Here is a 21,939-nt window from a genome sequence, read left to right as displayed (position 1 = left end):
GCGGACCGCTCGGCGAGCGCGTCAGTCGGCGGGTTCCGCGACCGCGACGTCCTGGGCGTCGGCGTCGACCCGGCGGTAGTGCCGGTTGCGGACGGCGAGGATGCCGCCTCCGATGAGGGCCGCGAGGAACGAGCCGGCGAGGACGCCGACCTTCACGTGGTCGTCGGACTCGCTTCCCGCGCCGTACGAGAGCTCGCCGACCAGGAGCGACACGGTGAAGCCGATGCCCGCGACGAACGCCATCCCGATCACGTCGATCCACCGGAGCGTCGGATCGAGCGAGATCCCGCGGAACCTCGTGAGGAGGAAGGTGCTGCCGGTGATCCCGATCGCCTTGCCCAGCACGAGGCCGGCGATGATGCCCACCGCGATCGAGTCCTGGAACGACTCGATGAGGCCCGAGAAGCCGCCCACGGTGACGCCGGCCGAGAAGAAGGCGAAGACGGGCACGGCGAAGGCGGTGGACAGCACGCTCCACCGGTCGGCGAAGTGGGCCGCGAGGCCGTCGTACAGGGGGCGGCCCGAGGCGTCGGAGCCGACCCGCACCCGCGCGCGCTTCGTCGCGACCACGGGGACCACGAAGCCCAGCAGGACGCCGGCGACCGTCGCGTGGATGCCGGAGGCGTGCACGAGCGCCCAGGTCGCGACGCCCAGCGGGATCAGCACCCACCAGGCGCGGACCCCGCGCTGCACGCACACCGCGAAGACCGCGAGCGGGATCAGTGCGAGGGCGAGCATCACGACGTCGATCCCGGCGGTGTAGAAGACGGCGATGATCGTGATGGCGATGAGGTCGTCGACCACGGCGAGGGTCAGCAGGAAGGTGCGCAGCGCCGGAGGCAGGAATCGACCGACGACGGCGATCACCGCGACGGCGAAGGCGATGTCGGTCGCGGCGGGGATCGCCCAGCCGTCGAGCGCGGCACCACCGCGGGGAAGGTTGACGGCCACGAAGATCAGCGCCGGCACCGCGACTCCGCCGACGGCCGCGACGATCGGCACGAGGGCCGTGCGCGGGTCGCGCAGCTTGCCGGCGACGAACTCCTCCTTGAGCTCGAGTCCGACGACGAAGAAGAATATCGCGAGCAGGCCGTCGGCCGCCCACGAGCCGACGCTGAGGTTCAGATGCAGCGCCTCGGGGCCGAAGCGGAAGTCGCGCACCGCCTCGTAGAGGCCCGAGGCGGGGCTGTTGGCGATGATCAGCGCGAGGAGGGTCGCCGTCAGGAGGAACGCGCCTCCGACGGTGTCCTTCCGCAGCGTCTGGCGGAGGCCCCGCCAGATCGAGTGCGGAGCCTGGTCTGAGGGCAGGTCGTGGTGAGCCAAGGGGTCGTCCGTTTCGGAAGAAGGGGGGCGAGCGCGGGGAAGCGCGGCCGCTGGCTCCGAGGAGGGGCGGTCGCGGATCAGGCGCGCGGAGGCGGGCAGCCGGCGATCTCGCCGTGCGCGTTCGTCCCCCACAGGCTCATCCAGCCGTTGGTCCCCGAGGTGCGCTTGGTCAGCAGGAGCCGGTTCGGGAAGGCGGCCGACACCGACGCGCGGGCGCGCGCGGATCGGGCGGCAGGAAGAGGCACAGGTGAAGCGTAGCGAGAAGAGCTGAGCGACGGCGGGGCGGCACCGGACCCGAGGCCAGCGCGCGCCCCGCCCTAGCATCGGAGCATGACGCGCTCACTGCCGAGAAGCACCCCCTCCTCCCGCTCCGTCGACGCGATCGGGATCCTCGACCTCGTCGACTCCTTCGAGGCCGCGGCCGGCGTCGAGCTGCACGGCCTGATGGTCGTGCACGGCGGGCACGTGATCGCCGAGGGCTGGTGGGCGCCCTACACCGCCGAGAGCCTGCACCTCTTCTACTCGCTGAGCAAGAGCTTCACCGCGACAGCGATCGGCCTCGCGGTGGACGAGGGCCTCGTCGACCTCGATGCGACGGTGCTCTCCTACTTCCCCGAGCTCGACTCCGAGGTGACCGATCCGCGCTCGCGCTCGATCCGCGTGCGGCACGTGCTCGCGATGGCGAGCGGCCACACCGCCGAGACCATCGACCGCGCCCGCGACGCCGACCCGGTCGACATGGTGCGCGGGTTCCTGCTGACGCCTCCCGAGCAGGAGCCGGGAAGCGTCTTCGCCTACAACCAGCCGTGCACCTTCGCAGCCGCCGCGATCGTCGCGCGGGTGAGCGGAGGCTCGCTGACCGAGTACCTGCGACCGCGGCTGCTCGATCCGCTCGGGATCGGCCGGACCGCGTGGCTGCGCGACGCCTCCGACCGCGAGATCGGCTACAGCGGGCTGCACGCCACGACCGAGGCGGCCGCCGCGCTCGGGCAGTTGTACCTGCAGAACGGGCGGTGGGAGGGGCGGCAGCTGCTCTCGCCGGAGTGGGTGGCCGAGGCGTCGACCGCGCACGTGGCGACAGCGGAGGCGGGCGGTCCCGACTGGCAGCAGGGCTACGGGTTCCAGTTCTGGCGGTCGCTGCACGGCTACCGCGCCGACGGGGCGTACGGGCAGTTCAGCCTCATCGTGCCCGAGCACGGCCTCGTGGTCGCCGTGACGGGTCAGACCGCCGAGACCGAGACGCTCCTGCAGCTCGTGTGGCAGCACCTGCTGCCCGCGATCGGCCGGGAGTCGTCGGCGGAGGCGGACCAGCGCCTCACCGCGCGCCTCGCCTCCCTCGCTCTCCCGCCGCTCGAGGGCCTCACCGGGGCTCCCGCGCCCGGCCGCTTCGAGCCCGCGCCCGGCTCCGACGCGCCCTCGCTCACCGCCGTCGAGGTCTCGGCCGCCGCGGACGGCTGGACGCTCGCCCTGATCGAGGGCGAGGGCCGACTGCTGCTCTCGCCGGGCTCGGGCGAGTGGACCACGACCGAGGCGATCGCGGCGAGCGCCGGTCGATCCTCCGACGGCGTCCTGCTGGTCGACCTGGTGTTCCTCGAGACGCCGCACCGCCTGCACCTCGCGCTCTCCGGCGGCACGGTCACGGCGCGGTGGGAGACGGTGCCGCTGCACGAGGAGTCGCTCGCGACGCTGTGCGCCCCGCGCTGAGGGAGGAGGGCCGGCCTCCCTCGCGCATGTTGACGTCACCATGTACGGTGAAGGCGGATGTTTGCGTGAACATCCGCGCAGGTCCCGTGCAAAGGAGCACAGCATGACGTCTCGTACACGATCGGCCGGAGCGGCGGTGGCGGCCCTCCTGGTCGCGGCACTCCTCGGAGTCGGAGCGCAGCCCGCCGCAGCGGCAGGGGTGGTGACCGACCCGGACGACGGGGTCCCGCGCACCAGCTCTCCGCCGGTCTACACCGACTATCCCGCGATCCAGGATCCGGGACGCGGCGCCTCCGGCTACTTCCAGCCCTACTGGTACGACACCGACGGCCGCCACATCCAGGCGCACGGCGGGCAGATCGTCACCGTCGAGGAGGACGGGCAGCAGGTCCAGTACTGGTACGGCGAGGACCGCACCAACGGCTACTGGGACAGCCCCGGAGTCGCGGTCTACCGCTCGACCGACGGCCACAACTGGGAGAACGAGGGCACCGCGCTGCGCAGCGTCTCGACTCCGTCGGATCTGGAGCAGCCGTACTTCGACGCGCTCTACGACACGGTCGACGATGCGGGCCTGCCCCGCGCCGACCGCATCGCCGAGCTCGACTACCACCTCGACACCACCCAGTCCTCGCCGAACACCGCGATCTTCGAGCGGCCCAAGGTCCTCTTCAACGAGACGACCGGCAAGTGGGTCATGTGGTGGCACTCCGACGGGCGCACCGAGGCGGGCGGCAGCACCTACGCGCGGTCGATGGCCGGAGTCGCGACCTCGGACAGCCCGACCGGTCCCTTCACGCTCCAGGGCGTCTACCGGCTCTACAACCGCTCGAACTACCAGGCGTGCACCTCGTCGGCCGTGCCCGGCCAGGCGCGCGACATGACCGTGTTCCAGGACGGGGACGGCACCGCCTACATCTCCTACTCCTCCGAGGAGAACTACACGCTCTACGTCGCCAAGCTCGACGCGAGCTACACCAACGTCGAGCGCACCACCACCACGGACACCCTCGACGCGAACCAGTACTCGGCCGACGGGAGGTACCCCTACGTCTTCGCCGACGGGAAGGCCGGCGCTCCGGTCCGCGGCACCGACTTCCAGATCGTGAAGGAGTGCGGTCACCTCGAGGCTCCGGCGATCTTCGCGAACGGCGGGAAGTACTACACGATCGCCTCCGGAGCGACGGGGTGGGCGCCGAACCAGCAGACGTACTACACCGCCGACTCGATCCTCGGCTCGTGGATCCGCGGAGTCGAGAAGGACGACGCGAACGAGAACGTCGCCTACAACTCGATCCCCGAGGGCGGCGACGGGCGTCTGTCGATCGGAGACACGCGGGCCACCACCTTCGGCTCGCAGTCGACGAACGTCCTGACCCTCGCGCCCGGGAAGTACGTCTACATGGGCGACCGCTGGAACGACGGCGCCTCCGACTCCACCTACGTCTGGCTCCCGATGACCATCGGCGAGAACGGCCGGCTCGAGATGCGCAACCCCGCCGTCGAGGACCCGGCCCGCTGGGCGGACGGCTGGGACGCATCCTACTGGGACGACAAGGGCGTCGGAGCCGGCACCTGGTCGGTCGTCGACGACCGCCTGCCCGACACGGTGCGGCGGAACGCCGACGTCGCGGCCGTGCTCCCCGCGAACGTGTCGGTGAAGACCGGCACCGGCACGCGCGACGTCGCCGTGACCTGGGAGCCGACCGGCCCCGCGGCCCTCGGCACCCTGCAGGTCACCGGCGTCCTCGCCGCCGACTCCGAGTTCGCGGCCGGACGCACCTTCACCCGCACCATCGAGGTCGCCGAGCCGGGCATCGCCAACCTCGCGCCCGGAGCCTCGGTGACGGTCTCGAGCCGCGCCGACCTCGCGCCGAAGCTCATCGACGGGGACACGGAGGCGAAGGGCTGGGACGACTGGTCGGGCTCGGGCTACCCGCGCGACAGCCGCCTCGCGTTCTCGTGGAGCACGCCGCAGAACCTCGACTCCGTGACGGTGCACGCCTTCAAGGACGGCGCGACGGCCACCTGGCCCTCGCGCATCGAGGTGGAGTACCAGGTGAACGGGGCGTGGACCACGAGCACGGTCGGCGCGACCCTCTCGCAGGCCGCGACCGACGCCGCGCCGACGGTCGTGCTCGACCTGTCGTCGCTGCCCGACACCACCGGGCTGCGCCTGCACCTGACGAGCACCGCGAACACCTGGCAGTCGATCTCGGAGGTGCAGATCTGGGGCACCGCGCCCCCGGTCAACGTCTGCCGGGTGAAGGGCGCCGCCGTCTCGGCGTCGTTCAGCCAGACGAAGTGGGCGACGCTCCCCGCCGCGAACGCGTGCGACGGCAACGTCACCACCGCGTGGTCGACCTGGACCGACGGGACGTTCGCGGGCAGTGCCGACTTCACCCTGACGAACACCGAGGCGCACCGCGTCGCGGGTCTGAGCTTCACCAACACCGAGGGCACCCTCGCCTCGGTGAGCGTGGCGTACCGCGCAGCGGACGGCACGTGGAAGCCGACGTCGGCCCAGAACGTCGCCCCGGCGGCGAACGGAGCGCTGACGACCGTCCCCTTCACCGCGGTGACGGCGACCGGACTGAAGCTGACCTTCTCGACGCCGAACTCGTACCTCAAGATCTCCGAGATCGTGGTCCCCGAGAGTGCGGCGCCGGCCCTGAAGGTCACCGCCTCCGTGTCGTCGCGGTGCGTGGCCGGCAAGGCGATCCTCTCGGTGACCGCGACCAACGGCGAGACCGCCCCGCTCGGCATGACCTTCGGTTCGGCCTACGGACAGAAGTCGTTCACCGCCGTCGCCGCCGGGTCGAACGCGACGCACGGCTTCACCACGCGTCAGGCGAGCATGCCGGCCGGCGAGGTCGTCGTGACCGCGACAGGAGGCGGAGCCACGCTCGAGCAGAAGGTGGCGTACCCCTCGCGCACCTGCTGACCTGAGCGCCGAGGAGGAGGGACGGGTCCCGATCCGTCCCTCCTTCCGGCGTGCCCGCGCACCGGCGGCCTCCACCCGGACGAGGGGTGCCGTCGCCGTCCGAGCGGCTGATAGGAATCACAGGTCGGTGCCCCTCCCGACTCGACGAACGGCAGACCCTGTGATCCGCACCACCCGCGCAGCCCTCTCGGCCGCCGTCCCCACCGCCGCTCTGGCACTGGCCGTGGTCTTCGCCTCGGCGGCACTCGCGCCCGAGGCGGCGACCGCTCCCGAGCCGAGCGCCGAGGCGGTGGTCGCCGAGACGCCGGAACCGACGCCGACGCCGACTCCGACACCGACTCCGACGTCCGCGGTCTTGGGCGACGAGACGGCGCCGCGCGTCACCCCGTGCTGCGGAGGCGCGGAGGTGAGCAGCGGGGAGCCGACCGGCGACGCCGCTCCGCGCGCGACCGGGACCCCGGGGTCGGAGGCCCCCGCGGAGGCCGTCGTGGACGCCGAGGGCGTCGACGTCGGCGTCGCGATCGACCCGACGGCGGGTCCCGGCGCGCTGGCCCTGACGGTGGCGGGCTCCTCGACGCAGCTGAGCGAGTCGGAGGCGGGTCCGCAGCGGCGCGAGTTCCGCGGCGCTCTCCCCACGGTCACCGTCACCGACACCCGCGAGACGGGGGCCTCCGGGGCCTGGTACGTCCTCGCCTCGGCCGGGGATGTCGTGAGCGCCTCGGGCCGGATCAGCGCCGACCACCTCGGCTGGACTCCGTCGCTGGTCGGCGAGTCGGCAGGGGCCCGCGCGGGCGAGCGAGCCCCGTCCGTGCTCGAGGGCGGCGACGGACTCCGCGACGCGCTCCTCCTCGCGGCGTCCGAGGGCCCGGTCACGGCGTCCGCGACCGCCGAGCTGCGCCTGGTGACCGAGCGCTCGGTCGCCCCCGGCGCCTACCGCTCGACGCTGACCCTCTCGCTCTTCGAGTGAGCGGCGGGACGCTCAGTCCTGCGCGACGGCGAGGGTGACGACGAGCGCCGAGTGCACGATCGGCTCCGAGACCGCGAAGTAGCGCTCGGAGCCCTCGATCCACGCCTCCGTCGCGCCCTCACGGGTGCGGAAGCGCACCGGCTCCTCGCTCGTCGCCCCTCGCCCGTCGGCCTTCGCGACCGCCTGGGAGCGGAGCTCGTGCAGCACCTGCTCCGCCGTCGCGTCGCCTGCCGCGACCCGGTCGCGGACCGTGCGGGTGCGGGCGGCGTCGATGCCGAGGTCGCGCCCCGTGGCGAGAGCGGCGACGACCGCGCCGTCGCAGTGCGCGATGCTGATCCGCATCCGCTCGAGCGCGGGGTGCTCGCCGCCGAGCACGGGGCGGCCGTGCGGGCCGCTGCAGCGCTCGCAGCGGGCGTCGACAGTGATCTCGAGCGGATCGATGCCGAGGGTCTCCGCGGCGAGCTCGCGGACGAGGACCCGGCCGAGGAGGAAGCTGTCGCGGGTCTCGCGGCGTCCGGTCGCCTCGTAGCGGAGGCGCTCGGCGAGGGTGAGGAGGCGGAGCATCCGGTGCCGCGACGAATCGAGCACCTCGGGACGGGCCCAGCGCAGCTGGACGTCGTCGGTGGCGAGGAGGGGGAGTCCGGTCATGCCCCGGACGCTACGGCTCCCCGTCGACATCCCGGTGACGCCGGAGTGGCCGTCCGGTGCCGCGGCCGGGTCACCCGGCTCGGAGCGCGAGCGCGGGCTCGACGCGGGCGGCGCGGAGGGCGGGGCCGACGGCCGAGAGGGCGCCGGCCCCGATCCCCGCGGCGACTCCGACCAGGGCGCTGACGGGGTCGAGTACCGGCGACCAGCCCTGAGCCCCGCTGAGCAGCGCCGTCGCAAGAGTGCCCAGCGCCAGTCCCGAGACCCCGCCCGCGGCCCCGATCGCCGTTCCCTCCAGGAGGAAGAGCACTCGGATGTCGCGCCGCGTCGCCCCGACCGCCCGGCGCAGGGCGATCTCGCGGGTGCGCGCCGACACTGCGAGGAACATCGAGGTGGCGCTGCTGACGCAGACGAGGAGCAGGAGCACCGCCGAGACGACGAGCAGGTTCGCGGCGAGATCGCTGCTCACTCCGCGGGTGAGCCGCCGCAGATCCGCGACGGTCTGCACCACGACGGTCTCGGGGTGCCCGGGGTCGACGGCGAGCGGGACGGACTCGGCGATCGCCGCGGGGCGCCCCGCCTTGGTCCGCGCGACGACGTGGTGCTCCGACTGCGGCGGGACGGCGAAGTCGGTCGCCGAGACCAGGATCGACTCGGCGAGAGCGGGGTCCCGCGGTGAGGAGAGGACGAAGCCGGCGACGACGACGGACTGGCCGTCGATCCGGAGGGTGTCGCCGGTGCGCGTGGTCGGGATGCCGAGATCCTCCGCGGCGCCCGCGCCGAGCAGAGCCACCGGCACTCCGTCCTCGACGTCGAGCCAGGCCGCCGCGGTCGCCGGCGCCACCGACGCGAGCTCCACGTCGAGGAAGTCCGCGTCGACGGCGAGCACCGGCGCCTCGGACGAGACCTCGGAGCCGCCGATCCAGCGCCCGGGCCGGGCGGCCGTCGCCGCGAGAGTCGTGCGTGCGCCGGCGGCGAGCACTCCGTCGAGCGCGGCGACCGAGGCCGCGGCGCGCCGGAGGTCCTCCCGGGTCGAGGTGTCGGGGAGCCGCGCCACCACCTGGTCGAGCGCCGCCGCGTCGAGTCGCTGCGAGACCTGACCGGCCGCCGTCGCGCTCATCCCGACCGACGTCACGAGTCCGGCGACGGCGATCACGAAGGCGGCGAGGACGCCGGCGGTGCGGGCCGGGGAGAGCAGCAGCGACGACACGGCGTCGCCGAACAGCCACCCGGAGCGGCGGCGAGGTCGGGGCGATCGGGTCGGCGCGCTGTCGGCGGCCGGCGGCACCGGGGGCGACCCGCCCGACGAGGCGGCTCCGGTGTCGGAGTCGATGCGTCCGTCGGCGAGGCGGATGCACCGGTCGGCGATCGCCGCGACCTCCGCCGAGTGCGTGATCACCACGACCGTGACCCCGGAGCGGTGGAGGTCGACGAGCATCTCCATCACGCCCGCGCCGGTGTCGGCGTCCAGACTGCCGGTGGGCTCGTCCGCGAGGATCACCGCCGGTCGCCCGACGACGGCGCGGGCGACGGCGGTCCTCTGGCGCTCCCCGCCGGAGAGGGTCCCGGCGGGCTGCTCCGCGACCGGGAGCAGTCCGAACCCGTCGAGGACGCGGCCCACGGCGTCGATCTGACTCCCGCGCCCCTCTCCCCGCATCCGGAGCGGGAGAGCCGCGTTGCGGGCGACGCTCTCGCTCGGCAGCACGAACGAGTCCTGGAACACGAACCCGAAGGTCCGGGAGCGGAGGGCGTCGCGCTCCGTCTCGGAGAGAGCGGAGACGTCGAGGCCCCCGATCCGGTACTCCCCCGAATCGGCGGAGTCGAGCAGGCCGAGGACGTTGAGGAGGGTCGACTTGCCGGCGCCCGAGCGGCCGATCACGGCGACGAACTCTCCCGCCTGCACGTCGAGGTCGACGGAGTCGAGCGCGCGGGTGCCCGTCGGGCCGGCGTAGCGACGGGTCGCGCCGCGCAGCGAGAGGAGAGGAGCGGTCACGGGCTCAGCACGATCGTGTCGCCGTCGACCAGCCCCGACGCCTCGTCGATCCGCACCCAGCCGTCTCCCGACCCGAGCACGGTGACCGGGACCTCGTCGCCGCGGGCGAATCGCGTCGAGTGGGCGACGACGACGAACGGCGAGGTCGACGCGTCGTGCACCGCGGAGAGGGGAACGGCGAGGACGGGCTCGCCCGCCGCGACGGTGGTCATCGTGACGGTCGACGTCTCGGGCAGATCCGACCACTCCGCGGGGAGATCCACGTGCACGTCCCGCCCCGCAGCACTCCCGGCCGTCCCGTCGGAGTCGGCGAAGTCGCCCAGACGACCGACCTGACCGGTCTGCTCCGGCCGCCCGTCGGCGCGCAGGAGGAGGGGCGTCCCCGCCGGGAACACCTCGGCGTCGAGCACCGTCGCGCGGGCCACGATGCGCCTCGGGCTCGTCTGCAGGGTCGCCAGAGGTGCGTCGGCGGTCGCGCTGTCGCCGACCGCGAGGACGCTCGCGACCGTCACCGTGTCGGAGGCGAGCTGCACGATCTCCCGCACATCGACGAAGGGCTCGGGCGCGGCACGGCTCGAGGGGGTCGTGGTCTCCGCGCTCGCCGCCGCGGTCCTGGTGGGCAGGTCGTAGCCGAGGCTCGCCCACAGCTCCTCCGCCGCTGCCGCGGTGCGGGCGGTCATCGTCTCGTCGACGTCGAAGTCCCCGCCCACCGCGGCCTGGAGAGCCGCCTCGAACGACTCGACGTCCGCGCCGACGTCTCCGACGCGCAGGTCGCGGTAGAGAGGCGCGGAGACCCGCAGCGCGATGCGCGGCCGCCCGGCCACGGCGAGGAGCAGTCCGCCGTTCGCGAGCGCCTCCCCCGCACCGGCGCCGACCTCCGTCACGTACGGCAGGACCGCGGGATCGCTGATCCCCGTGAAGCCGACCGTCTCGGTGTCGCCCGCGTCGACCACCCCCTGGATCGTGCGCGGCGGCGAGATCGAGCGGCGCTCCACCGCCGCCTCGACCGCGGGCGGTTCCTCCGCTGCCGCCTCGTCGACGGCCGCCGCCGTGCGCATCGACGCGCCGAGGCCGAATCCCGCCGCGCCGACGAGGGCGACGACGACGACGAAGGCGAGGAGGATCCCGGGGCGGACCACTCCCGGAAGCCGGACACGCGCAGGTCCCGTCACCGGTCGGCCCGGTGCCCGGCGATGATCTCGTCGGCCTGCGCGAGGATCGCGCGCTCCTTCTCGGCGACCTCGTCGAGCGCCGCCCGGTGCCGGTCGATCAGGGCGGCCTGGTACTGCGCGTGCAGCGAGCTGAGCGTCTCGACGAGGCCCGTCTCCTCCTTGCACTGCACGTCGAGCACCGCCGTCCGGATCGCCGCCTCCGGGTCCTCGGGGACCTGGGGCGCCCACGGCGACTCGACGTCGGTCTGCAGGGCCAGCCCGCGCGCCACGAGGCAGTCGGTCCACGCCTGCCGGGCAGGCTCCCACCTCTCGTCCGCCATGGCGAGGGAGGTGGCATCGTTCCGGATCGACTGCGGCAGCTCGGAGACCTGCGGAGTCTCCCAGGCGAAGTCGCGTCCGAGCTCGGGAAGGCGGTCGACGGATTCGAGGCACGCCTCGAGCGCCGCGTCCCACCCCGGATCCGCCTGGCTCGCGGCCACCATCGCCGCGTTCGCAGCCTCGAGCTCGGCGTCCAGGGAGGGGTCGAGCGCGTACCCGTGACGCGCCGCGCCATCGGGATCCCAGATCCCGAAGGGCGTGTCCGGCGCGTCGACCGAGTGCGTCAGATCGAACGACGCCGGAGGGTAGGTGCGTCCCCCCTCCCGCATGCAGTCGTCCCAGAGCAGGTCGTTCGCCCGGGTGACCCGGCCGAGGTCGTCACGACTGATGAAGAACGCATCGATCGGATAGACGATCGACTCCTCGGATCGGTCGAGCACCGCGTGGACGTCGGAGTACCCGCTGATGTCGATGTCGTCGGGCGGTCCGGAGGCGCCCCCGGAGGGGAGCCCCGCCGAGCACGCGGTGAGCGGCAGACAGGCAGCGGCCACTACCGCTCTCGCGGCTCGACGGAACCCCGCCATCAGTCGACGCTCGAGATGAAGTCGTTCCAGTTCGGATGGCTGGAGAGGCCCGTCCCTGCGTTCTGGAGATTCGAGATCTGGGAGTTCGTCGTGATCCAGAGCTGCGCTCCCCCTCGACCGGCGTGCTCGTACCAGATCTTCCGGCCCGGGTACCGGTTCTTCAGACTCGAGATCGTGTCGTTGAAGACGTAGCCGCCGACGGAGTACCACTCGGTGTAGTCCGCGTTCCCCCGGCCCGAGTAGTTGCTGCTGTAGTTCGAGTCGGTCCAGACGCAGCTGAAGCCGGTGGGGCACTGGCTCTCGGAGGCCGAGGCCGCCGGAGCGACGAGGGCGCTGGTCGCGAGGGCCGAGGCGGCGAGGAGGAGTGCGCTGGCGCGCCGGGGAAGGGACATGAGGACCTCCGGTGGTCGGGGATGAGAATTCCTCGCACGGTAGTTTCCACACGAGTATGCCTCAACCGGACCCGCCTGTGGAGGAACGACGACCGCACCCCGGTGACGACCCTCCGCGCCGCGCGCATCGCCGCGATCGCGCCGATCCCGGGGTCACCGCGCCAGCGGGGGCGTTCCCTCGACCTGAGCGTTCTCTCATCCCATGCTCAGTCGAAGCCGCGGTGATCGGGCACCCCCGGCGGAGCCGCGACAGTCCGAGCACCGCACACCCGGGACCCAGGCCCCGTTCAGCCCCCGGACCGGGCCTTCGCCTTCCGGAGCTCTCGGGTTAGTCTGTCGAGGTTGACCTGGCGCAGAACGTGCTAGGGCGTCGGAGAGATCGGCGCGAGACAGGGGGTAACCGAAGGAGAATGCGTGGCGTCCGACAGTAGGACCACCGGCGGCGTCATCAAGGCGATCGTCGGCTTCCTGGGCATGAGCGTCGTCGCCGGCGTCCTGGTGACCGCGACCGTGACACCCGCCGTCGCCATCGCGGGCGTCGCCGCCAACCAGTCGATCGGCGTCTTCGACGGCCTCCCCGAGTACCTCGAGGTCGACAAGCTCTCCGAGAAGAGCAACATCTACGCGACGCGCTCCGACGGATCGACGCAGCTGCTCGCCTCCTTCTACGTCGAGAACCGCATCGAGGTCCCGCTGGACCAGATCTCGCAGTTCGCCAAGGACGCCGCCGTCTCGGGCGAGGACCCCCGCTTCTACGAGCACGGCGGAGTCGACCTCCCCGGCACCCTGCGCGCCGTCGCGCAGACCTACGTGCTCGGCAACGACGTGCAGGGCGGATCCTCGATCACCCAGCAGTACGTCAAGAACGTCCTCGTCGAGAAGGCCGTCCGCAACATCACCGACGAGGCCGAGCGCGCCGCCGCGATCGACGACGCCACCCGCACCTCCCCCGAGCGCAAGCTCCGAGAGATGAAGCTCGCGATCGGCCTCGAGAAGGAGTACACGAAGGACCAGATCCTCCAGGGCTACCTCAACATCGCGTTCTTCGGAGGCACGACCTACGGCCTCGAGACCGCCGCGAACTACTACTACAACACCACCGCTGCGAACCTGACCATCGCCCAGGCCGCGAGCCTCATCGCGATCGTCAACAACCCCGCCGCGCTGCGCATCGACCAGCCGGACAACGTCGACAACGGCGTCGCGAACGGCTACGCCCGCAACAAGGAGCGCCGCGACTACATCATCGGCAAGATGCTGGAGGAGGGGAAGATCTCGCAGGCGGACCACGACGCCGCGATCGCGACGCCGGTCGAGCCGCAGATCACCCAGCCCAGCACCGGCTGCTCGACCGCCGGCAACGCGGGCTTCTTCTGCGACTACGTCACGAACGTCCTCAAGAACAACGAGATCTTCGGCGCCGACGAGGACACCCGCTGGAGCAACTTCCGCCGCGGTGGGCAGGACGTCTACACGACGCTCGACGTCGACCTGCAGGACGCGGCCGTCAACGCCGTCGACTCGCAGGTGCCCCAGACCTGGAACTTCGACGTGGGAGCCGTCTCGGTGAGCGTCGAGGTCGGCACCGGCCGGGTCCTGGCGATGACGCAGAACAAGAAGTACTCGCAGGACCCGGACGTCCTCGCGGCGGATCCGTCCTACAGCGCCATCAACCTCAGCACCGACAAGGCCTACGGCGGCTCGGCCGGCATCCAGCCCGGCTCGACCTACAAGCTGTTCACGCTCGTCGACTGGCTGAAGGAGGGCCACAGCATCAACGAGTCCGTGAACGGGACCCGGACGACGACCTGGGGCACGTTCACCGACTCGTGCGAGGCCGGCGGCACGGTGACCAGCCCCTCCCCCGGCACTCGGAACGACGAGGGCGGCAACGGCCAGGTCGGCACCCCCGTGACCTTCACCAAGACCTCGCTGAACACCGGCTTCGTCGCCATGGCCCGCCAGCTCGACCTCTGCGCGATCCGCGACACCGCGGCGGCGATGGGAGTCGTGCAGGGCAGCGACGGCGAGCTCGAGCACAACCCGTCCTCGGTGCTCGGCACCAACTACGTCTCCCCGCTCTCGATGGCCGGTGCCTACGCGACCATCGCCTCCGGCGGCATCACCTGCGACCCGATCGCGATCGACAGGATCACCGACGCGGCGGGCGCCGACCAGCCGGTACCGCCCGCGAACTGCCGGCAGTCGATCGACCGCAACGTCGCCGCCACCGCCGCGGTCGCCCTGCAGTCGACCTTCACCGCGGGAGGCACGGCGACCGCATCGCGCACTCGCGACAGCATCCCGCTGATCGGCAAGACCGGCACCACCGACGACGCGGTCGCCACGTGGATGACCGGAGCGAGCACCCGCGTCGCGACGGCGGTCGGGGTCTTCAACATCCAGGGCGACGCCAACCTGCGCAGCAGGCAGTACTTCTTCGACTCCGGATCCTCGGCGACCGCCCGCCACCGCATCTGGCCCGTCGTGATGGCCGCCGCCAACGCGAAGTACGGCGGAGAGGCGTTCCCGGAGGCGGACGGCTCGCTCCAGGTCGTGCCCAAGATCGAGATCCCGGACGTCACGGGCATCGCCCTCGCCGACGCGAAGGCCAAGCTCGAGGCTGCGGGCTTCAGCGTCGTCGACGGCGGCGCCGAGGCGAGCGATGCGGCGGTCGGCACCGTGACCCGGCAGGATCCCTCCGGCACCGCGCAGGCCGGGTCGGCGATCACGCTCTGGACCAGCAACGGCAACCAGAAGACCGTGCCCGACGTCGTCGGTCAGGAGCTGGAGGCGGCCAAGGCCGCGTTCGGCGCCGCCGGCTTCGCGAGCATCACGCTCTCGTGCACCGAGGACCCGAAGGCGCCGGACACCGGTCAGGTGACGGCGCAGGATCCGGCGGGCGGCTCGACCGTCGCTCCGGACGCGGCGCTCAAGGTCTCGGTCGCGGCGAAGAAGTGCCCGTAGCGCTCCGGCTCAGAGGAACGGTGAGCCGGGCCTACTGCCCGCGCCCGCGGATGGCGCCCACGATCGCCACCGTGGCGAAGTGGACGAACAGCCCGAAGATACCGAAGCACGCCAGCGCCCCGCTCGCCTCGGCGTAGGGGCGCTGCGCGTCGGTCATCGAACCCGGGGTGACGACGTCGAGGGCGAAGAATCCGATGGCGAGCCCGAAGCAGACCAGGCTCAGCCAGAGCAGCGACCGGATCGCCCGGCCCACGGGGTCGTAGTAGCGCGGGTTCGACATCGGGCCTCCGGTTCTCGTGCCCTCCGTGTCTATCCGCCCGCGCCCTCCCCCGCAACGCATTGCGCTCGGCCCCTGGGAGGGGGCATGCAGAAGCCCCGGCCCGCTCGAGGAGCAGGCCGGGGCGTCCGGTGACTACGCCGCCAGCGGCAGCTGCGCTGCCGAGGTGACGATCAGCTCGCCGCCGACCGCGTCGACGCGCACCGCGCCTCCGTCGGTCACGTCGCCGCTCACGAACAGATCGGCGATGCGGTCGTCGACCGAGCGCTGCACCAGGCGGCGCAGCGGCCGGGCCCCGTACTGCGGCTCGTAGCCGTGCTCGGCGAGCCAGTCGATCGCCGACTCGGTCACCTCGAGCGAGACCTCGCGCGACGCGAGGCGGGCCCGGGTGGCGTCGAGCACGATCGAGACGATCTCGCGCAGCTGCTCGCGGCCGAGGCGGCGGAACAGCACGATCTCGTCGATGCGGTTGAGGAACTCGGGCCGCATCGCCTCGCGCAGGCGCCCCATGACGCGGTCGCGCAGGTCCTTCTCCGAGGCGAAGCCCTCGGCCGAGGCGTCGCTCTGCGCGACGAAGCCGAGCGCTCCGGAGCGGGAGGCGAGGAACTCCGACCCCAGGTTCGAGGTCATGATGATCACCGTGTTGCGGAAGTCGACCGTCCGGCCCTGGCCGTCGGTCAGGCGTCCGTCGTCGAGCACCTGCAGCAGCAGGTTGAAGACGTCGGGGTGCGCCTTCTCGATCTCGTCGAAGAGCACGACCGAGTAGGGGTTCCGGCGCACGCGCTCGGTGAGCTGGCCCGCCTCGTCGTAGCCGACGTACCCGGGAGGGGCGCCGACCAGGCGCGAGACGGTGTGCCGCTCGCCGAACTCGCTCATGTCCAAGCGGATCACCGACTGCTCGTCGGCGAAGAGCGAGCCCGCGAGGGTCCGCGCCAGCTCGGTCTTGCCCACGCCCGTCGGGCCGAGGAAGAGGAAGGACCCGACCGGGCGCGAGGCATCGCCCAGACCGGTGCGGCTGCGGCGCACGGCGCGGGCGACCGCGGTGACCGCGTCGTCCTGGCCGATGACGCGCTGGTGCAGCTCGGTCTCGAGGTGCGCGAGGCGATCGCGCTCCCCCTCGGTCAGCCGCGACACCGGGATGCCGGTGGCGCGGGCGACGACCGCGGCGATCTCGGTCTCGCCGACGACCGCCTCCGGAGTCGCGTGCCCGGTCGCGGCGTCGAGCTCGGTCTGCACGGCGACGATCTCGTCGCGCAGGCGCGACGCCTCCTCGTAGTGCTCGGCCGAGACGGCCGCGTTCTTGTCGGCCTCGAGCGTCGCCAGCCTCGCGAGCAGCGCGGTGGTGTCGACCCCCGCACCGAGCGTCAGGCGCAGGCGCGCCCCGGCCTGGTCGATCAGGTCGATCGCCTTGTCGGGCAGCACGCGATCGGTGAGGTAGCGGGCGGAGAGCTCGACGGAGGCGCGGAGGGCCTCGTCGGTGAAGGACACGCGGTGGTGCTCCTCGTAGGCGGGGCGGAGGCCGTGCAGGATCGCGACGGCGTCCTCGATACCCGGCTCCCCCACGCGCACAGGCTGGAAGCGGCGCTCGAGCGCCGGGTCCTTCTCGATGGTGCGGTACTCCTTCAGCGTCGTCGCACCGACCAGGTGCAGCTCGCCGCGGGCCAGGCGGGGCTTGAGGATGTTGCCCGCGTCCATGCCGCCCTCGCCCGCGCCGCCGGCGCCGACGACGGTGTGGATCTCGTCGATGAACACGATGAGCTCGGCCGCGTGGGCGGCGATCTCGTCCATCGTCGTGGTGAGGCGCTCCTCGAAGTCGCCGCGGTAGCGGGTGCCCGCGAGCATCGCCGGCAGATCCAGCGAGACGACGCGCTTGCCGCGCAGCTGCTCCGGGACCTCCCCCGCGACGATCGCGCGGGCCAGCCCCTCGACGATCGCGGTCTTGCCGACGCCGGCCTCGCCGACCAGCACCGGGTTGTTCTTGGTGCGGCGGCTGAGGATCTCGACGGTCTGCTCGATCTCGTCGGCGCGGCCGATCACCGGGTCGAGCCGGCCCTCGCGGGCGAGCTCGGTCAGGTCGGTGCCGAACTTGTCGAGCATCGGGGTCTCGGACGCGGCCGCGGCGGGCTCCTCCGGGGAGACGCCGGCCGGCACCGTCTCGCGCATGCCCTGCGTGAGGGCCTCGGCCGTCACTCCGGCACGGGCCAGCACCTGGCCGGCGGGCGCGTCCTGACCGAGGACGAGCGCGAAGAAGACGTGCTCGGGGTCGATGTAGGTCGAGCCGCTCGAACGGGCCACCTGGTAGGCGTGGAAGAGGGCGCGCTGGGCGCTGTTCGTGATGGTCGCGGCGTTCTGCGAGGCGCCGGCCTCGGACGCCTGCGGAAGGCGCGCCTCGGTGGCGGTCGCGATGGCAGCCGGGTCGACGCCGATGCGCTGGACGGCCTGTGCGACGGCCTCGTCGTCGACGAGGACCCGCAGCACGTGCAGGGCGTCGAGCTCGGTCTGGCCGCGCTCGAGGGTGAAGCGTCCCGCGGCCTGCAGGATGCTCTGGGTGCGCGCGGTGAGGAAACGGCTGAGGTCGATCGAGCGCGCCGCGCGAGCGCGCTCACCGTCGAGGTAGCGGGCGAGGAAGTCGTCGAACGAGCTCGCTCCGGCCTCATTGAAGTTGTCGGGCAACAGTCCTCCTGGAGAGTTGAGTCGGTTACGCTCAAGTTCAACGCAGGGGGCGGCGTCCTATTCCCGAGGTCCTACGCTGAGCCCGTGGAACTCGAGTTCGAGGGCGTCGTCGTCTTCTGGCGGGGGCCGGCGCCCTGGCACTTCGTGAGCGTGCCGGGCGAGCAGGCGGGGGCGATCGCCTCCGTCGCCGCGCACGTCACGTACGGCTGGGGCATGATCCCGGCGACGGTGACGCTCGGGGCGAGCACCTGGACGACGTCGCTCTGGCCGAAGGACGGCGGCTTCCTCGTGCCGATCAAGACCGCCGTGCGCCGCGCGGAGGACGTCGAGGTCGACTCCGTGGTGCGACTGCGGCTCGTCATCGCGTCGTGACTCGGTGGCGTCGGATCGTTGACCGCGCCCTCCCTAGAATCTGCTCATGCCCTCCGCGCGTCTCCGCATCGCTCTCGTGCTCATGATCGCCTCGACCGGCTCCGCGCTCGCCGGCTGCACCCCGTCGGCCACCGACACCGTCTCTGCGATCTCGACCACCACGGCCGCTGCGGCTCCGACCGCCGCTCCCACCCTCTCCGCCGATCAGCGCGCCCGAGGCGAGGCGCTTCTCTCCGACGCGGCGGCCGTACTCGGCGCGTCAGCCGGCGTCGTGGACGAGGAGCGACGCTCGGTCCTCGACTCCGCGATCCCTCCTCTTCGAACGGCGCTCGACACCGATGCCGTCTCGACCTTCGATGCCACGATCGCCGCCGTGGTGGCCGCCCGCGAAGTCGTCTCGGGTCGAGTCGTCGAACTGGCGCAGGCCGCTCTCGACGAGAGTCCTTCGGCGGACGCCGGCCCGCGAGACGGACTCCTCGCAGCAACGGCGACCCTCCGCGACACCCTCACGGCGCGAGCAGAGGCAGCGACGGCGACCGCCGCTGCGCTCGCCGGAATCGCAGCCGTTCGAGACTCCCACGCGGCGCGGGTCGAGGAGGCTCGCGCGGAGATCGCCTCCCGCGAAGCGTCCGAGGCCGAGGAGGAGGCACAGGAGGAGTTCAGCGATCAGGATGCGCAGGCGCCCGCACCCGCACCTGCGGCTCCCGAGTGGATCGAGGTTCCGGTGAAGCCGCTCGAGATGCCCCCGGCTCCCCCGATGCCGGACCTCCCGACGCTCGGCTGAGCCCGGACGACACGCAGCACGAGAAGGAGGCACGGACCCTCGCGGATCCGTGCCTCCCGTGCGCCGACGCGCTTCTTCTCCGGGGTGGGAGCTCTAGGGGACGATGTGTCCTGCCGCGCGGAACAGCTCGTACCACTCCGGCCGCGTGAGCGGGATGTCGGAGCCGAGCGCCGCGTCGCGCACGCGCTGCTCGTTGGTGGTGCCGAGCACGACCTGCATCTTCGCCGGGTGGCGGGTGATCCACGCCGTCGCGATCGCGATCGCGGGCACGTCGTACTTCTTCGCGAGCCGGTCGATGACCGCGTTGAGGTCGGCGTACTGCGGGTTGTCGAGGAAGACGCCGGTGAAGAACCCGCTCTGGAACGGCGACCAGGCCTGCACCGTGATGTCGTTCAGGCGGCAGTAGTCGAGGATGCCCGCGTCGCGCATGGTCGACTGGTCCTCGGCGAGCATGTTCGACGCGACGCCCTGGGCGATCATCGGCGAGTGCGTGATCGACAGCTGCAGCTGGTTGGCGACGATCGGCTGGTTCAGCGACTTCTTCAGCAGCTCGATCTGAAGCGGCGTCTGGTTCGAGACTCCGAAGTGCTTCACCTTGCCGGCCGCGTGCAGCTCGTCGAACGCACGCGCCACCTCGTCGGGCTCGACGAGGGCGTCGGGCCGGTGCAGGAGCAGCACGTCGATGTAGTCGGTGCGCAGCGCCTTCAGCGAGCCCTCGACCGACTCGATCAGGTGCTCGTACGAGAAGTCGAAGTACGGGCCGTCGCCGACGATGCCGGCCTTGGTCTGCAGCACGATCTCGCTGCGCTCGCTCGGCGTGAGCGCGAGGGCCTCGGCGAAGCGCTCCTCGCACTGGTGCAGAGAGTTGCCGTAGACGTCGGCGTGATCGAAGAAGTCGATGCCGGAGTCGCGGGCGGAGCGGACGAGGTCGCGGATCGCGTCGTCGGTCATGTCGGGGATCCGCATGACGCCGAGGACGACGTTCGGGGAGTCGGGACCGGAGGTGCCGAGGGGGACGTGCTTCAAGGGAGTGCTCCTTCGTTGGATACCTCGTCCACGGTAGGCGGGCCGCCTGTGCGCCGTCCAACAGCGGGTCCTGGTGCGATTCATGCGCCGGAGTGGTGAATCGGCGCCTTGCCGGGGAGCCGGGCCGGTGGGAGGCTGCCGCCATGACGATCGAGGTGCGACCCGCCACCGATTTCGACGACCTGGCGACGATGAACGGTCCGAAGCGCCCCGACGCGAACTCGTGCTGGTGCCTCAGCTACCGCCTGCTCTCGTCGACCGAGAACAACGCACTGCGGGGACCGGCTCGCGGCGAGCGGATGCGCGAGCTCGTCGCGCTGGATCCGCCTCCCGGGGTGCTCGCCTACGACGGCGGCGACGTCGCGGGCTGGGCCGCCGTGCACCCGCGCGCTGACACGAGCTACGCGAAGAACCGCAGGATCCCGCACGTCGACGACCTCGACGTCTGGACCGTCTGGTGCATCCGCGTCCGCCCCGGCTTCCGCGGCCGCGGGACCTCGCACGCCCTGCTCGCCGGCGCCGTCGACTTCGCCCGCGCCCACGGCGCCCCGGCGATCGAGGGCTACCCCGTCGACAACCGCGGAGCGAAGGTCGAGCAGACGATGGCCTACGTCGGCACGCGCGCCCTGTTCGAGCGCGCCGGCTTCTTCTGGGCGGCCGACACGACCTCGGTACTGGCGGGCTTCCCGCGCGTCGTGATGCGGCTGCCACTCTGATCCATCCGTCACGAAAGGCCCCTCACCCGCGGGTGGAGGGGCCTTTCGTGACGGATCGGAGTGCGCCTAGAAGTCCCAGTCCTCGTCCTCGGTGTTCACGGCCTTGCCGATCACGTAGGAGGAGCCGGAGCCCGAGAAGAAGTCGTGGTTCTCGTCGGCGTTGGGCGAGAGGGCCGACAGGATCGCCGGGTTCACGTCGGTGACCTGCTTGGGGAACATCGGCTCGTAGCCGAGGTTCATCAGCGCCTTGTTGGCGTTGTAGTGCAGGAACTTCTTGACGTCCTCGGTCAGGCCGAGCTGGTCGTAGAGGTCCTGCGTGTACTGCGCCTCGTTGTCGTAGAGCTCGTAGAGCAGCGAGAACGTGTAGTCCTTGATCTCGTCGCGCTTGGCCTGGTCGACCAGCTCGAGCCCCTTCTGGAACTTGTAGCCGATGTAGTAGCCGTGCACGGCCTCGTCACGGATGATCAGGCGCACGAGGTCGGCCGTGTTGGTGAGCTTGGCGCGCGAGGACCAGTACATCGGGAGGTAGAAGCCCGAGTAGAAGAGGAAGGACTCGAGCAGCGTCGAGGCGACCTTCCGCTTCAGCGGGTCGTCGCCGCGGTAGTAGTCCATGACGATGGACGCCTTCTTCTGCAGGTTCGGGTTCTCGACCGACCAGCGGAACGCCTCGTCGATGTCCTGCGTGTTCGAGAGCGTCGAGAACACCGACGAGTACGACTTCGCGTGCACCGACTCCATGAACGCGATGTTCGTGTAGACGGCCTCCTCGTGCGGGGTGAGCGCATCGGGGATCAGCGAGACGGCGCCGACCGTGCCCTGGATGGTGTCGAGCAGGGTCAGGCCCGTGAACACGCGCATCGTGAGCTGCTGCTCGTCGTGGGTGAGCGTGTTCCACGACTGGATGTCGTTGGACAGCGGCACCTTCTCGGGCAGCCAGAAGTTGCTCGTGAGGCGGTTCCAGACCTCCACGTCCTTGTCGTCCTGGATCTTGTTCCAGTTGATGGCGTTGACGTGGCTGACCAGCTTGAGCTTCTCAGGGGGAGTCATGATCTCTTCTTCGTGCGGATCGGTCGTGCAAGAGG

At 71.8% G+C, this 21,939-nt stretch carries 18 protein-coding genes; 7 read left to right on the top strand and 11 right to left on the bottom strand.

Annotated elements, in window-relative coordinates; all coding sequences use genetic code 11:
* Nucleotides 1-21 precede the first annotated feature (21 nt).
* Nucleotides 22-1,323 carry a Na+/H+ antiporter NhaA gene (gene nhaA / locus GSU68_RS04780; protein WP_208544651.1) on the bottom strand — a complete coding sequence of 434 codons (1,302 nt, stop codon included), beginning with the start codon at nucleotides 1,321-1,323 and terminating at the stop codon, nucleotides 22-24.
* 77 nt (nucleotides 1,324-1,400) lie between these two features.
* Entirely contained in the window at nucleotides 1,401-1,568 is a 168-nt protein-coding gene (locus tag GSU68_RS04775; protein WP_159905944.1) for a hypothetical protein, read from the bottom strand.
* 85 nt (nucleotides 1,569-1,653) lie between these two features.
* Between GSU68_RS04775 and GSU68_RS04770 the strand changes: the two genes are divergently transcribed.
* The 3 genes from GSU68_RS04770 to GSU68_RS04760 all read left to right on the top strand — a co-directional run bounded on the left by GSU68_RS04770 (nucleotide 1,654) and on the right by GSU68_RS04760 (nucleotide 6,938).
* The gene (locus GSU68_RS04770; protein ID WP_159905942.1) at nucleotides 1,654-3,027 is read left to right on the top strand and encodes a serine hydrolase domain-containing protein; all 1,374 of its coding nucleotides are present in this window, start codon (nucleotides 1,654-1,656) and stop codon (nucleotides 3,025-3,027) included.
* Between the two features lie 103 nt (nucleotides 3,028-3,130).
* Nucleotides 3,131-5,971 (top strand): glycoside hydrolase family 43 protein, encoded by a 2,841-nt coding sequence (locus GSU68_RS04765; RefSeq protein WP_159905940.1) that lies wholly within the window; start codon nucleotides 3,131-3,133, stop codon nucleotides 5,969-5,971.
* Between the two features lie 160 nt (nucleotides 5,972-6,131).
* Complete coding sequence (locus GSU68_RS04760; RefSeq protein WP_159905938.1) at nucleotides 6,132-6,938, top strand: hypothetical protein; 807 nt, start codon at nucleotides 6,132-6,134, stop codon at nucleotides 6,936-6,938.
* 12 nt (nucleotides 6,939-6,950) lie between these two features.
* Here the strand turns inward: GSU68_RS04760 and GSU68_RS04755 are convergent, their stop codons facing one another.
* The 5 genes from GSU68_RS04755 to GSU68_RS04735 all read right to left on the bottom strand — a co-directional run bounded on the left by GSU68_RS04755 (nucleotide 6,951) and on the right by GSU68_RS04735 (nucleotide 12,042).
* Complete coding sequence (locus GSU68_RS04755; protein WP_159905936.1) at nucleotides 6,951-7,586, bottom strand: 4-phosphopantetheinyl transferase; 636 nt, start codon at nucleotides 7,584-7,586, stop codon at nucleotides 6,951-6,953.
* Between the two features lie 70 nt (nucleotides 7,587-7,656).
* Nucleotides 7,657-9,576, bottom strand: a complete 1,920-nt coding sequence (locus GSU68_RS04750; protein WP_159905934.1) for an ATP-binding cassette domain-containing protein — start codon at nucleotides 9,574-9,576, stop codon at nucleotides 7,657-7,659.
* Entirely contained in the window at nucleotides 9,573-10,715 is a 1,143-nt protein-coding gene (locus GSU68_RS04745) for a hypothetical protein (RefSeq protein ID WP_159905932.1), read from the bottom strand. The genes GSU68_RS04750 and GSU68_RS04745 overlap by 4 nt, the downstream gene beginning before the upstream one ends.
* Before the next feature lie 29 nt (nucleotides 10,716-10,744).
* On the bottom strand, nucleotides 10,745-11,617 hold the full coding sequence (locus GSU68_RS04740; RefSeq protein WP_159905930.1) for a hypothetical protein: 873 nt from the start codon (nucleotides 11,615-11,617) through the stop codon (nucleotides 10,745-10,747).
* A 32-nt stretch (nucleotides 11,618-11,649) separates the two neighbouring features.
* Nucleotides 11,650-12,042 (bottom strand): peptidase inhibitor family I36 protein, encoded by a 393-nt coding sequence (locus GSU68_RS04735; RefSeq protein ID WP_159905929.1) that lies wholly within the window; start codon nucleotides 12,040-12,042, stop codon nucleotides 11,650-11,652.
* Nucleotides 12,043-12,456: 414 nt separating this feature from the next.
* Here GSU68_RS04735 and GSU68_RS04730 point away from each other — a divergent pair, with 414 nt between their 5' ends.
* Nucleotides 12,457-15,009 (top strand): transglycosylase domain-containing protein, encoded by a 2,553-nt coding sequence (locus GSU68_RS04730; protein WP_159905928.1) that lies wholly within the window; start codon nucleotides 12,457-12,459, stop codon nucleotides 15,007-15,009.
* Between the two features lie 31 nt (nucleotides 15,010-15,040).
* Here GSU68_RS04730 and GSU68_RS04725 read toward each other — a convergent pair whose 3' ends face one another.
* Both GSU68_RS04725 and GSU68_RS04720 read right to left on the bottom strand, forming a co-directional pair.
* Nucleotides 15,041-15,289 carry a hypothetical protein gene (locus GSU68_RS04725; protein ID WP_159905927.1) on the bottom strand — a complete coding sequence of 83 codons (249 nt, stop codon included), beginning with the start codon at nucleotides 15,287-15,289 and terminating at the stop codon, nucleotides 15,041-15,043.
* Nucleotides 15,290-15,421: 132 nt separating this feature from the next.
* Complete coding sequence (locus GSU68_RS04720) at nucleotides 15,422-17,959, bottom strand: ATP-dependent Clp protease ATP-binding subunit (RefSeq protein WP_159905926.1); 2,538 nt, start codon at nucleotides 17,957-17,959, stop codon at nucleotides 15,422-15,424.
* Between the two features lie 84 nt (nucleotides 17,960-18,043).
* Here GSU68_RS04720 and GSU68_RS04715 point away from each other — a divergent pair, with 84 nt between their 5' ends.
* The gene (locus tag GSU68_RS04715) at nucleotides 18,044-18,331 is read left to right on the top strand and encodes a DUF1905 domain-containing protein (protein WP_159905925.1); all 288 of its coding nucleotides are present in this window, start codon (nucleotides 18,044-18,046) and stop codon (nucleotides 18,329-18,331) included.
* A gap of 46 nt (nucleotides 18,332-18,377) precedes the next feature.
* Nucleotides 18,378-19,115 (top strand): hypothetical protein, encoded by a 738-nt coding sequence (locus tag GSU68_RS04710; RefSeq protein ID WP_159905924.1) that lies wholly within the window; start codon nucleotides 18,378-18,380, stop codon nucleotides 19,113-19,115.
* Between the two features lie 93 nt (nucleotides 19,116-19,208).
* On the opposite strand, the gene GSU68_RS04705 is transcribed toward GSU68_RS04710, so the two are convergent.
* Nucleotides 19,209-20,141: an aldo/keto reductase gene (locus tag GSU68_RS04705; RefSeq protein WP_279631054.1), complete on the bottom strand. Its 933-nt coding sequence runs from the start codon at nucleotides 20,139-20,141 to the stop codon at nucleotides 19,209-19,211.
* 143 nt (nucleotides 20,142-20,284) lie between these two features.
* Between GSU68_RS04705 and GSU68_RS04700 the strand changes: the two genes are divergently transcribed.
* Nucleotides 20,285-20,857, top strand: a complete 573-nt coding sequence (locus tag GSU68_RS04700; RefSeq protein ID WP_159905922.1) for a GNAT family N-acetyltransferase — start codon at nucleotides 20,285-20,287, stop codon at nucleotides 20,855-20,857.
* Nucleotides 20,858-20,923: 66 nt separating this feature from the next.
* On the opposite strand, the gene nrdF is transcribed toward GSU68_RS04700, so the two are convergent.
* Entirely contained in the window at nucleotides 20,924-21,904 is a 981-nt protein-coding gene (gene nrdF, locus GSU68_RS04695) for a class 1b ribonucleoside-diphosphate reductase subunit beta (protein ID WP_056041725.1), read from the bottom strand.
* Between the last annotated feature and the right edge of the window lie 35 nt (nucleotides 21,905-21,939).

Source organism: Rathayibacter sp. VKM Ac-2759, assembly GCF_009834225.1.
Taxonomy (GTDB): Bacteria; Actinomycetota; Actinomycetes; order Actinomycetales; family Microbacteriaceae; genus Rathayibacter.
Note: the sequence above shows the minus strand (reverse complement) of the source record. Positions and strands in the feature narration are given on the sequence as shown.